Below are 12389 nucleotides of genomic sequence, written 5' to 3'. Positions count from 1 at the left end.
TCAGCCCGCGACGCGCCTTCCCCGCCCACCCCCGCAACGGTCCTAACCCAGCGCGGACTTCACGGCATCGGCCAGCCGCCCGGCCACCGACCGAGCCTGCTCGATGTCCGCCGCCTCCACCATCACCCGCACCAACGGCTCCGTGCCCGAAGGGCGGAGCAGCACACGCCCGGTCTCCCCCAGCTCCCGCTCCGCCTCCGCGACCGCGGCGGCGAGGTCGGCCGAGGTCCGCACCCGCGCCCGGTCGACGTCCGGCACATTGATCAGCACCTGAGGCAGCCGCTCCATCACGCCCGCCAGCTCCCGCAGCGCCGTCCCGGTCTGAGCGACCCGCGCCGCCAGCAGCAGCCCGGTCAGCGTGCCGTCACCGGTCGTCGCGTGGTCGAGGATGATGACGTGCCCGGACTGCTCGCCGCCGAGGGCATAGCCGTGCTCCTTCATCTCCTCCAGGACGTACCGGTCGCCGACCGCGGTCTGGACCAGGTGCAGCCCCGCCCGCTCCAGCGCCAGCTTGAAGCCGAGGTTGGACATGACGGTGGCGACGACGGTGTCGGCGCGCAGCGCGCCCCGCTCCCGCATGGCGAGGGCGAGGACGGCCATGATCTGGTCGCCGTCGACCTCCTCGCCGGCGTGGTCCACGGCGAGGCACCGGTCCGCGTCCCCGTCGTGCGCGATGCCGAAGTCGGCCCCGTGCTCGACGACCGCGGCCTTCAGCGGGCCGAGGTGGGTCGAGCCGCAGCCGGCGTTGATGTTGAGCCCGTCCGGCTCCGCGCCGATGGTGACGATCTCCGCGCCCGCCCGGCGGAACACCTCCGGCGAGACCCCCGCGGCCGCGCCGTGCGCCTCGTCCAGGACGATCTTCAGGCCGTCGAGCCGGTTGGGCAGGACGGCGAGCAGATGGGCGATGTACTGCTCGGCTCCCTCGTCGTACGACCGCACCCGGCCGACGCCCGCGCCGGTGGGCCGCTCCCAGGGCTCGCCGTGCCGGTGGGACTCGTAGACGCCCTCGATCCTGTCCTCCAGCTCGTCGTCGAGCTTGTGCCCGCCGCGGGCGAGGAACTTGATGCCGTTGTCGGGCATGGCGTTGTGGCTGGCGGAGAGCATGACGCCGAGGTCGGCGCCGAGCGCGCCGGTGAGGAAGGCCACGGCGGGGGTCGGCAGCACGCCGACGGTCAGGACGTCCACGCCCGCGCTCGCCAGACCGGCGACCACGGCCGCCTCCAGGAACTCCCCGGACGCACGCGGATCCCGTCCGACGACCGCCGTAGGCCGGTGGCCCTCGAACGTGCCCGTCTCGGCCAGCACGTGCGCCGCCGCGACGGACAGGCCGAGCGCCATCTCGGCGGTCAGGTCCGCGTTGGCGACACCGCGCACGCCGTCCGTGCCGAAGAGTCGTCCCACTTGTCCTCCTGAGGAAGCGTCCTTGCTGCCTGGAAATGATGACAGGCGCCCGGTCGTGCGATCACACCAGCCTTTGAGCGTCTTGTGTCGTTATACGCCCTTGGCTTGGATAAACGAACGCCCCGACGGCACACGTGGCGTGCCGCCGGGGCGTTCGGAGTACGTGCAGGCAGCTGGTGATTAGCGCTTGCTGTACTGCGGGGCCTTGCGGGCCTTCTTCAGACCGGCCTTCTTGCGCTCGACCGCACGGTCGTCGCGCTTGAGGAAGCCGGCCTTCTTCAGCGGGCCGCGGTTGTTGTCGACGTCGGCCTCGTTCAGCGCGCGGGCGACACCGAGACGGAGCGCACCGGCCTGGCCGGAGACACCGCCACCGGCGATGCGGGCGATGACGTCGTAACGGCCTTCGAGCTCGAGCACCTTGAAGGGCTCGTTGACTTCCTGCTGGTGCACCTTGTTCGGGAAGTAGTCCTCAAGGGTGCGACCGTTGATCTTCCACTTGCCGGTGCCCGGGACGATCCGGACGCGGGCGATGGCGTTCTTGCGACGGCCCAGGCCGGCGGCCGGCTGCGGGTCGCCGAAGCGGGACGCCAGCGACTCCGAGGTGTACTCGCCCTCGACGGGGACCTCGGACTCGGTGGTGTAGCTGTCGATGTCGACGAGCTCGGTCTCGGTCTCTTCGACCGGCTGCTCAACGGTGGTCTCGGCCACGATGCTCCTCAGATTCTTTTCTGTCTTAGGGGGTGGCCGGAACTACTGCGCGACCTGGGTGATCTCGAACGGCACCGGCTGCTGCGCAGCGTGCGGGTGCACGTCACCCTTGTAGACCTTCAGCTTCGAGAGCATCTGACGGCCCAGCGTGTTCTTGGGGAGCATGCCCTTGACGGCCTTCTCGATGGCCTTCTCGGGGTTCTTGTCGAGCAGCTCGTCGTAGCGGACGGAGCGCAGACCACCCGGGTAGCCGGAGTGGCGGTACGCCATCTTCTGGGTCCGCTTGTTGCCGGAGAGGTGCACCTTGTCGGCGTTGATGATGATGACGAAGTCACCGGTGTCGACGTGGGGCGCGTAGATCGGCTTGTGCTTGCCGCGGAGAAGGGACGCGGCGGTGGTGGCGAGACGGCCCAGGACGACGTCCTGAGCGTCAATGACGTGCCACTGGCGAGTCACATCGCCGGGCTTGGGGCTGTACGTACGCACTTCGCAGCCTTCTTCTTCAGTGGATGGGTGCTGACACATGGCATCACTGAAGCGATCGTGCAGCTGGGGACGACAATGCCGGGAACGCTGCCCGTATGCCGCCCACTGGTAACTGCTCCAGGGAACCTAGGTAGAGGCCACTCCCGTGAGAATGAGCGAGCCAATACACAACGAAGGGCAAGCCTACAAGGCTGCCCCCGGACGGGTCAAAACGAGCTCCCGCCGACATCCGGACGAGCCGTCGTCGACATTGGCGCGAACCCGGGGCGCCCGGCGCGGCCGGGATGCGCCGTCCTGCCCCCAAAGGTCCACTATCACCGTTCGTACTGTCGCACCGGTACCCCTCTTCCCCCGTCTAAGATGCGCCCCATGAGTTATGGGCAGGGGGGACCCCAGTCCCAGTGGGATCCCTGGAAACCGCAGTCTCAGCAGCCCTGGCGCGACAGTTCCGGGCCGACCCCGGACTGGGCCGCGCTCGCCGACGCCTCGGAAACGCGGAACAAACGGCGCCGCGTGCTGTTCATCGGCGGCGGCGTGGTCGCCACGCTCGCGATCGGCACCGCCGTCGCCATGGCCGTGGTGTCCGCGAACGGCGACAACAACGCCTCCGGCACGCCCTCGAACCTGCCGGCGAGCGCCTCGCTGCCCAGTGACTCGGCCGACTCGACGCCGTCCTTCGCGCCGACCAGCGCACCGCCGCCGCTGGACCCGGAGGAGTTCATAGGCAGCGTCCAGAAGGACACCGCGCCACTGAGCGCCGGGACCCTCTTCCCGGGCACCCAGCTGACCATGGGCGAGACGGTCTACAAGAAGGGCCCCACGGCCGACACCAAGAAGTGCGCGTCGGTCGCCAAGGGCACCCTCCCGAACGTCCTCACCAAGAACAACTGCACCCGCCTGCTGCGCGTCACCTACTTCAAGGACGGCGTCGCGGTCACGGTCGGCGTGGCCGTGTTCAACACCGAAGCACAGGCGAGCAAGGCCAAGACCGAGGCCGACAAGAAGGGCTTCGTCGCGACCCTGGCCGGCTCCGGCGTGAAGGCCTTCTGCGACTCGGGCGTCTGCCGTACGACGACCAATTCCTACGGCCGCTACGCCTACTTCACCACCACCGGCTTCCTCAACGGCAAGGACGTCACCACCAAGGACACCAAGGTCTTCCAGACCGGCGACGACCTGGCGGAGTTCACCTTCCGCCAGATCCGCAGGCGCGGCGAGGCCCAGGCGTCGGAGGCGGCCCAGGGCTAGGCCGCCCGGGTCGGCGGGACCCGACCGCTCCGGGGCAGAATCTGACACAGGGTGCGCCGGGGAGAGGTCGGGGGGACATGCAGATGCACATGCGCGGCCGGGTCCGGCTGATCGGGGCCGGGGCGACGGCGGCGCTGCTCGCTCCCCTGGCCTGGTGGGCCACCCGGCCCGAGGCCACCGACGGCCCCCGCCAGGTCCCCGCCGACCTGCGCGCACGGGACCCGCACGCGACACCCGCCGCCCGCCGGGTCTACGCCCTGCTCGCCGGCCTGGAGAACAGGGCACGGCGCGGCGAGCCGTCACGGACGGTCATCGGCCAGCACGTCGAGCTGCAGAACGAGCGTTACAACCCGTCGTACGGCGATTACCGGGGCACCAAGCAGCCCGGCTACTACTACAGGAAGGCCCACGACATCACCGGGAAGTTCCCGGGGTTCGTGGAGCTGGATCTGGGACCGGGGTACGGGCAGCCGGGCTGGGCGGTGGGCGAGCCGCGCTCCTACTCCCGCTCCTCGTGGCCGAGCTGCCGCAAGTACTGGGGGTACGCCGACGACGCGGTGGACCTGGCACTCGGGGTGTGGGCGGGGCTGCCGCGGCCGGCGGACGGCTCGTACCACCCCTCGGGCACCCGCCTCGACTGCGCCTCCGGGACCCGGGTGACCCTGCCGCACAACGGGGGCCGCCCGGCCGGCATCGTCGGCCTCTCCTTCCACCAGCCCTACCCGGGCAGCCCCGTCAAGGGCTTCGACCAGACCCTGTACCGGAACTCCCCCGCGGCCGGTGACAGCGGCTGGTTCGGCCGGGTGGTCACCCCGGGCACCGCCGAGCACCGGGCCCTGCTGGTGAACCTCGCCTATCTCGCCGACCATCTGCAGTACCTCGCGGAGCAGGGGGTACCGGTGCTGCTGCGCCCGTACCACGAGATGAACTCCAGGCCGGGCCACGGATTCTGGTGGGCGGGGCAGGATCCGGCCATGTACCAGAAACTGTGGCATGTCACATACGACTACCTCGTGGGCAGCCGCGGTCTGCACAACCTCCTCTTCGTCTGGGCCCCCAGCGCCTGGAACGGCACCTCCACGCGGGAGCCCGGCGACTACTACCCGGGCGGGCGGTACGTCGACGTCGTCGGCGTGGACGACTACAGCGACACCCCACAGCGGCCGTTCGGGGGCAAGCGCTGGACCGAGGTCTGGTACCGGGGCCTGGAGCACTACGACCGGCCCCGTGTCATGGCCGAGTCCTTCCACGTCCCGCTCAGCACCGCTCAGCCGAGGACTCTTTCGGACACCCCCTGGGTGCTCTGGACGGTATGGGGACAGGCGCTTTCCTACGGCAATGTCTCCGGCACGAGCCGGAAAAACACCCCAGAAGACGTGAAGAGGACTTACTGGTCCTCCAGGGTCATCACCGGCACCGACGGCGAGCAACCCGACTTCGACTGGGCCTCGTTGCACAAGACGTAGGTTTATTACTTTCCTAATACATCTTGCTCACGAAGCCTTCATGGCTGATTCTTACGTGGCAGGATTTGTTTTCTTGTACGGCCGGGGCGCCAGGTCGCCCGGGGGGGCATCTGTGCCGGCCGAAGAACGCCTAAGAAGGCGCCGGGGGGCGAAATCACGGCCCGGAGCGGGGCGAGCGTGACCGAGGTTTCTCGTGTCACCCGCGCCCCGTCGCTGTGCCATGCCGTCCGGCGACCGCCGATCTCACGGAAGAGCATGTAGCCGTATGGCATCGACAGTGGTCGACGGGGGAGCCCCGCATTCGCGGCATACCGCGAAGCTGGCCAAGCGCACTGCTGAGTGGAAACCGGGCATCCTGCCGTTCCTGATCCCGCTGGTCTTCCTCACTCTCTTCAGCCTGTGGTCCTACACGCCCAGCGACTCGCCGCTGGCCTGGCTGATCACCATCTGCTGGGCTCTTCCGGTGCCCGGAGTGCTCGTGTCGATCCAGGGCTTCGTGCTGATCCGCCGCCGGATCCGCAAGGCGCATCTGATGACGCCGCCGGCCCTGGTCGAACAGGACTTCCTGATCGTGCTGGTGCCGACGATCGGGCGTCACGACACCTACCCGGCCCTGGAGCGCTCCGTCCTCTCCTACGTGGAGCACATGCCGGAGTGGTTCCCGTACATGCGCGTCGACGTGCTCACCGAGGAGGGCTGCGAGGCCGCCGAGCGCATCGACGCGCTTGCCGCGACCAGCCACCTGATCCGGGTGGTCACGGTCCCGAAGGCCTACCAGACCAAGAACGGCACCCGCTTCAAGGCCCGCGCCAACAACTACGCCCACGAGCTGCGCATCGAGGAGGGCGAGGCCCTCGACCACGTGTGGGTGCTGCACATGGACGACGACACCGGGGTCGGCCCCGACACCTCGGCGTCCCTCGCCCAGTTCATCAACCGGCAGCGCCGTGCGACCCCCGAAGAGGTCAAGCACATGGCGCAGGGCATCCTGACGTACCCGCGCGAGAACGCGGTGTCCCTGCTGACCTGGTTCGCCGACGCCATCCGTCCAGCCGACGACATCGCCCGGTTCCGCGCCTTCACCGGCCTCGGCACCCCGGCCGCCGGAGTCCACGGCGAGCTGCTCGTCATCCGCGCCTCCATCGAGGCGGAGATCGGCTGGGACTTCGGTCCCAAGGAGATCGTCGAGGACGCCCGGCTGGCCCTGACCTTCTGCCGCCTCTACCCGGGCCGCAGCGACTGGTTCAACGGCCGCTGCTACGGCGCCTCCCCCGCCAACACCAAGGACTTCATCAAGCAGCGCGAGCGCTGGGCCTGGGGTCTGGTCGCGCTCTGCTTCAACCGCAAGGTGCCGCTGCGCTACCGCTGGTTCCTGACCATCTGCGTGACCAGCTGGATCCTCGGTCCGCTGCAGCACGTCGGCACGATCCTGTTCGTCTCCTGGTTCATCGGCGACATGAACACCTCCCCCGTGACCCAGTCCGTCGTCCTGCTCTGGTCGATCAGCTTCGCCTATGTGATCTGGGCGTACTGGGAAGGGCTGCGGCTCAACGCGATCGCCTCCGTCAACGGCAGGCGCAAGTGGTGGGAACCCATGGCCGTCCTCGTGATGCTGCCCTACTTCTCCCTCATCGAGGGGATCGGCGGCATCAAGGGCCTGTGGAAGTTCGTCCGCCGCGAGGAGAACAAGTTCGTCGTCATCGCCAAGCCCGCCTGACCCGGAAGAGACGTCACCCACATGAAGCGCGCACGCCTGCCCTTGCTCGCCGTGCTCCCCGTCACCATCATCTCCCTCGTGGTCGCGGCCCCCTTCGTGGTCGGCGACCACCCGCTGCAGTGGTCGTCGGGCTCGCTCGTACCCCACCTGGTGCTCGACGGCAAGGAGCAGAACCGCAGGACCGGCTCCAAGAACGGCGACGGCAAGACCTCCGCCGGCACCTCGCCGACCGCCGAGGTCGCCAAGGTGGACAAGGAGTGGAAGCCGGGCATGCCCCAGTGGGGCGCCCAGCTCTACTGGGAGGACAACCCCAAGCACCCCCTGAAGTACGTCGAGAAGCAGGCCCGGCTGCAGGCAAACTATCTGGTCGGTCTGCACGCCAACTCCGTCAGCGTCTCCTTCCCGTTCTTCACCGGGAAGCTCGCCTCGACGACGGTCAGCCGAGGGGACAAGACCCCGACCCCCGACCGGCTCGCCCGCGTCCTGGAGATCTTCCACGAGGCGGGGCTGCGCACCACCATCCGGCCCCTGATGGACGAGCACTCCCTGAAGGCTGAGAACGGCTGGCGCGGCGCCATCAAGCCCACCGACCGCAGCGCCTGGTTCGCCTCGTACGAGAAGTTTGTCGCCCCGTATCTGAAGGCGGCGGAGAAGGAGAAGGCCGCCACCTTCGTCATCGGCACCGAGCTGAACTCCCTGGAGGGCGACGCGCACTGGGAGACCGTCGTGGACGACGCCGAGAAGTTGTTCAGCGGCGAGGTCGCCTACGACGCGAACTGGGACAACTACGTCGAGGGACCGATCACCATGCCGGTCACCCATCTCGGCATCGACGCGTACTTCCCGGTCAAGGTCGACGACGACGCCCCGGTGCAGGACCTGGTCGACGGCTGGAACAAGTGGCTGGACCGAAAGGCCACCGGCTCCCTGCCCAAGATCACCGTCGCCGAGGCCGGCATCGGCGCCATGAAGGGCGCCTACCACGCCCCGGGCGACTTCTACACCAAGCGGGCGGTCAACCCCCAGGTGCAGGCCAACTGGTACACCGCCGTCTGCAAGGTGGTCCAGGAACGGAAGATGAGCGGCGTCTACTGGTGGTCGATCTACTTCGACGACGACCCCCACACCAAGCCCGACGACAAGGTCGCCTCCCGGCTCGACTTCGCCGGCCGCCCGCTGTCCGAGAAGGCCATCAAGACCTGCTTCACCTCCGACTACGCAGGCCCCGGGACCACCACCACCGCTAGCTGACCGAGCGAGGCATTCATGCAGGAAGCCATCATTCTGGTGGGCGGCAAGGGAACCCGGCTGCGCCCACTGACCAACCACACCCCGAAGCCCCTGCTGGGCGTCGCGGGCTCCTCCTTCATCCGGCACCAGGTGGCCAAGCTGATGAACGCCGGTGTCGAGCACCTGGTGTTCGCCACGTCCTATCTCGCCGGCCTCTTCGAGGAGGAGTTCCGGGGCTTCTCCGAGGGCCTGGACATCTCCTATGCCGTCGAGGAGGTCCCGCTCGGCACGGGCGGCGCGATCCGCAACGCCGGGCAGCGGCTGCGCGGCCCGGCCGACGCCCCGGTGCTCGTCCTCAACGGCGACATCCTCTCCGGCGTGGACCTGCGCGCCGTCCTGGCGCACCACGAGGCCAACGACGCGGACGTGACGCTGCACCTCACCCGGGTCGCCGACCCCCGCGCCTTCGGCCTGGTGCCCACCGACGCGTCCGGCCGGGTGCTGTCCTTCCTGGAGAAGCCCAAGACCCAGGAGGAGTGCGTCACCGACCAGATCAACGCCGGGTGCTACGTCTTCCGCCGGTCCGTGCTGGACGCCATCCCGGGCGACCGGGAGGTCTCCGTCGAACAGGAGACCTTCCCCCGGCTCGTCGCGGACGGCGGGCGGGTCTTCGGCCACACCACCGACGACTACTGGCGCGACCTCGGCACCCCGCTGGCCTTCGTCCACGGGTCGGCCGACCTGGTCACCGGCAGGGCGACCTCGCCCCTGGTGGGACCGCCGGCCGAGGCCCTGGTCCATCCCACGGCCACCGTGCACCCGAGCGCCCGCGTCACGGGCGGGTCCACGGTCGGCCCGCACGCGGTCATCGGCCCGCGCGTGGCCGTCGACCGCTCCATCATCGGTGCGCGCGTCACCGTGGCCGAGGGCGCCCGGATCCACGAGTCCGTGGTCGACCACGACTCCTCGATCGGCAATGAATCGTTTCTCTGCGAGGTCGTGGTGGGCTGCCACGCGCATGTCGGCGCCGAGAACGAGCTGCCCGCCCAGCTGCGGTTGTCGTGCGGCATCCGCATTCCCACCCAAGGTGTGCGCGTCAGCGGTACGGCTGCCGCCTGCCTGACGGCCCACTGAAGTCGCCGGTCCGACCGGACAGCTACGGGAGAGACGTGACCACCCATCCAGCCACCGCGGTAGGCGACCCCACGCAGCCGCACGGACACCGGGCTGAGCAGCACCGCCGCAGATCCTCGAAGGAGGACCGCCTGCGGAAGTATCGCCCCGACCTGCAGGGCCTGCGTGCCGTCGCGATCACCATGGTCGTGCTGATGCACACGGGCATCCTCGGCATCCACGGCGGTGTCGACGTCAGCTTCACGCTCAGCGGCTTCCTCATCGGCAGCCAGCTGCTGGCGGAGATCGACAAGACCGGCAAGGTGTCCCTCGGAAAGTTCTGGGCCCGCCGGTTCCGGCGGCTGGCGCCCGGCGCCTCCCTCGTGATCGTCGTGACGGCCGTCGTGGCCTGGCTCTACGCCAGCCCGTTCCGTTTCCGCGACTACATGTCGGACGGCTTCGCCGCCTCGCTGAGCTTCATCAACTGGCGCCTCGCCGAGAACGGCACCGACTACTTCGCCAACGACGGCACCCAGTCGCCGTACCAGCACTTCTGGTCGTTGGGCATCGAGGAGCAGTTCTACGTCGTCGCGCCGCTCGCGCTGGTCGCCGTGGCCTGGATCAGCCGGGTCGTCTTCCGCAGCCGCTTCTTCATCGGGCTGTTCCTGGCCACCGTGATCGGCGGCTCGCTCTACCTGTCGGTCATCCAGACCCACACCAACCAGCCGCTCGCCTACTTCGGCACCCAGACCCGCGTGTGGGAACTCGCCCTCGGCGTCTTCGTCTCCCTCAACGCCCGGCTCCTGTCCCGTATGAACCAGGGTTTCGCGGCCTTCCTCACCTGGGCCGGGCTGGGCACCACTCTGGTCACCGCGCTGCTCATCACGGAGAAGACCCCGCTGCCGGGATACGCCGTCGGAGGCCCGGTGCTGGGCGCCGCCCTGGTGATCGCGGGCGGCTGTGCCGCCCCCCGCCTCGGCGTCGAGCGGATCCTGTTCAACCCGGTCACCGACTTCGTCGGCAACGTCAGCTACGGCTGGTACCTCTGGCACTGGCCGATGCTGATCCTGTGGCCGGAGATCGTCACCCGCGAGTTCACCTACTCCGACCGCTTCCGGGTAGCCACGGGCTCCTTCGTGCTGGCCGTCGTCACGCACTACCTGATCGAACGGCGCCTGAAGAGCAACGCCAAGCTCGTGCAGATACCGTGGCGCGGCATCCTCGTCGGCCTAAGCCTGACCGCCACCGCGGCCGTCGCCACGACCCTCGCCGTGCGGGTGCCGCTCAACCTGTCGGTCCAGACCGCCTCCGGCGCCGCCGCCAACGGCTACCAGGGCATCGCCTCCGTCAAACAGGCCGTGAAGGACCGCGGCCACCCCAGCATCAGCGAGGCGGCCCTGCTCAAGGCCCCCCACGACCGCGGCGACTTCGGCTGCATCGACGACCTGCTCATCACCGGCTACTCACTGCGCGACGAGTGCGTGATCGGCGACACCACGGCCAAGCGGACGATGGTGCTGATGGGCGACTCGCACGCCTTCCAATGGGGCAACGCGTTCAACGAACTCGGCAAGAAGCTGCACGTCAAGGTCATCACCGTGATCAAGAGCGGCTGCACGCCTGAGGCATACAAGATCACCCGTGAGGATCTCGGGCGCGACTACACCGAGTGCACCAGCTGGCGGAAGACGGCTCTCGACAAGATCGACCAGCTGCATCCGGACGTGCTCGTCGTCGCCAACCGGGTCCAGGGGACCACCACCGAGGAGGGCGCGGACCAGACCTTCAAGCGGCTGAAGGCCACCGGAGCGAAGCTGGTCTACCTCACGGACACGCCGTACCCGAACCGCTCCGTTCCGGACTGCCTCGCCCAGAACTCCGACGACATCGGCACCTGCACCCGCCCGTCCACGGAGGTGATCGACCGGGCCGAGTTCCGACTCATGGAACGGGAAGCGGCCCAGCAGTACGGGTTCAAGGTCGTCGACACGATCCCCGCCTTCTGCGCCGACGGCTTCTGCCCGGCCGTGATCGGCGGACATGTCGTCTACTGGGACTACAGCCACATGAGCGGCAGCTACGCCAGCTCCCTGGCCCCGTACCTGGAACCGAAGTTCAAGAAGGTCCTCGCCGGCTGACCCCTCAGACCGTCCGCACCCGCACCCGGCGAGCCTGCCGCTGCCGTTCCAGCAGCTGGTCGGCCGCCGGGTACGCGACCTCCTCCAGGGTCAGCCCGTGCGGTCGTACGACGTGCACGGCGCTGTCCCGCACCCCCGCGTCCAGCACCTTCCGCGGCCACTCCACGCCCCGGTGCCCGTCCCCCACGAACAGCAGCGCGCCGACCATCGACCGCACCTGGTTGTGGCAGAAGGCGTCGGCCCGGACCTCGATCTCGACGACCCCGTCGCCGCGCCGGCTCACCCCGAAGTCCAGGATCTCCCGGATCGTCGTCGCGCCCTCGCGCTTCTTCGCGTAGGCGGCGAAGTCGTGCTCCCCGACGAGTGACTTGGCGGCCGCGTTCATGACGTCGACGTCCAGTTCCCAGTCGTGCCACAGCACGTGGTTGCGCAGCAACGGGTCCACGCCGCCCGGCCGGTCCCCGACCCGGTACACGTACCGCCGCCACAGCGCCGCGAACCGCGCGTTGAACCCCGCCGGCGCCTCGCCGACCGACCACACCCGCACGTCCTTCGGCAGCCGCCCCGCGAGCCGCTTCAGCAGCTTCTCCCGCTGCTCCTCCCACACCCCGGCCGGCAGATCGACATGCGCCACCTGCCCCCGCGCGTGCACCCCGGCATCCGTACGCCCGGCCACGGTCAGCTCGTACACCGTGTCCTGCGACCGCGTGACGACCCGCAGCGCGTCCTCGATCTCCCCCTGCACGGTCCGCTTCCCGCCGGCCTGCTTGGCCCAGCCGTGGAAGTGGGACCCGTCGTACGACAGGTCGAGACGGACACGGACGTAACCGGGCTGAACTTCGTCACTCACCCGACAATCCTCCCAGGACATGAAAGTGGGCC

The 12389-nt window shown here is 69.1% G+C and carries 10 protein-coding genes; 6 read left to right on the top strand and 4 right to left on the bottom strand.

What is annotated here, in order from left to right:
- Positions 1–42: 42 nt before the first annotated feature.
- The 3 genes from glmM to rplM form a co-directional block, all read right to left on the bottom strand.
- On the bottom strand, positions 43–1401 hold the full coding sequence (gene glmM / locus ACFZDK_RS01935; RefSeq protein WP_390968787.1) for a phosphoglucosamine mutase: 1359 nt from the start codon (positions 1399–1401) through the stop codon (positions 43–45).
- Between the two features lie 180 nt (positions 1402–1581).
- Positions 1582–2109 (bottom strand): 30S ribosomal protein S9, encoded by a 528-nt coding sequence (rpsI, locus tag ACFZDK_RS01930; protein ID WP_359215039.1) that lies wholly within the window; start codon positions 2107–2109, stop codon positions 1582–1584.
- A gap of 42 nt (positions 2110–2151) precedes the next feature.
- Positions 2152–2595 carry a 50S ribosomal protein L13 gene (rplM, locus tag ACFZDK_RS01925; protein WP_020941688.1) on the bottom strand — a complete coding sequence of 148 codons (444 nt, stop codon included), beginning with the start codon at positions 2593–2595 and terminating at the stop codon, positions 2152–2154.
- A gap of 369 nt (positions 2596–2964) precedes the next feature.
- On the opposite strand from rplM, the gene ACFZDK_RS01920 reads away from it, so the two are divergent.
- The 6 genes from ACFZDK_RS01920 to ACFZDK_RS01895 all read left to right on the top strand — a co-directional run bounded on the left by ACFZDK_RS01920 (position 2965) and on the right by ACFZDK_RS01895 (position 11507).
- Positions 2965–3843, top strand: coding sequence for a hypothetical protein (locus ACFZDK_RS01920; RefSeq protein WP_390968783.1), 879 nt, complete (start codon positions 2965–2967; stop codon positions 3841–3843).
- A 77-nt stretch (positions 3844–3920) separates the two neighbouring features.
- Complete coding sequence (locus ACFZDK_RS01915) at positions 3921–5309, top strand: glycosyl hydrolase (protein ID WP_390968781.1); 1389 nt, start codon at positions 3921–3923, stop codon at positions 5307–5309.
- A 265-nt stretch (positions 5310–5574) separates the two neighbouring features.
- On the top strand, positions 5575–7026 hold the full coding sequence (locus ACFZDK_RS01910; protein WP_390968779.1) for a glycosyltransferase family 2 protein: 1452 nt from the start codon (positions 5575–5577) through the stop codon (positions 7024–7026).
- Positions 7027–7047: 21 nt separating this feature from the next.
- On the top strand, positions 7048–8277 hold the full coding sequence (locus tag ACFZDK_RS01905; RefSeq protein ID WP_390968777.1) for a glycoside hydrolase family 113: 1230 nt from the start codon (positions 7048–7050) through the stop codon (positions 8275–8277).
- 15 nt (positions 8278–8292) lie between these two features.
- Entirely contained in the window at positions 8293–9390 is a 1098-nt protein-coding gene (locus ACFZDK_RS01900) for a sugar phosphate nucleotidyltransferase (protein ID WP_390968775.1), read from the top strand.
- 35 nt (positions 9391–9425) lie between these two features.
- Complete coding sequence (locus tag ACFZDK_RS01895) at positions 9426–11507, top strand: SGNH hydrolase domain-containing protein (protein WP_390968773.1); 2082 nt, start codon at positions 9426–9428, stop codon at positions 11505–11507.
- A gap of 4 nt (positions 11508–11511) precedes the next feature.
- On the opposite strand, the gene truA is transcribed toward ACFZDK_RS01895, so the two are convergent.
- Positions 11512–12357, bottom strand: coding sequence for a tRNA pseudouridine(38-40) synthase TruA (gene truA, locus ACFZDK_RS01890; protein WP_390968771.1), 846 nt, complete (start codon positions 12355–12357; stop codon positions 11512–11514).
- Positions 12358–12389 lie beyond the last annotated feature (32 nt).

Source organism: Streptomyces sp. NPDC007901 (assembly GCF_042959465.1).
GTDB lineage: Bacteria > Actinomycetota > Actinomycetes > Streptomycetales > Streptomycetaceae > Streptomyces.
This window is presented reverse-complemented; position numbering and strand designations above follow the sequence as displayed.

What these genes read in the sequence shown, in the direction of transcription:
- ACFZDK_RS01920 (WP_390968783.1), top strand. Translation starts at nt 2,965, where the DNA reads ATGAGTTATGGGCAGGGGGGACCCCAGTCCCAGTGGGATCCCTGGAAA.
- ACFZDK_RS01915 (WP_390968781.1), top strand. Translation starts at nt 3,921, where the DNA reads ATGCAGATGCACATGCGCGGCCGGGTCCGGCTGATCGGGGCCGGGGCG.
- ACFZDK_RS01910 (WP_390968779.1), top strand. Translation starts at nt 5,575, where the DNA reads ATGGCATCGACAGTGGTCGACGGGGGAGCCCCGCATTCGCGGCATACC.
- ACFZDK_RS01905 (WP_390968777.1), top strand. Translation starts at nt 7,048, where the DNA reads ATGAAGCGCGCACGCCTGCCCTTGCTCGCCGTGCTCCCCGTCACCATC.
- ACFZDK_RS01900 (WP_390968775.1), top strand. Translation starts at nt 8,293, where the DNA reads ATGCAGGAAGCCATCATTCTGGTGGGCGGCAAGGGAACCCGGCTGCGC.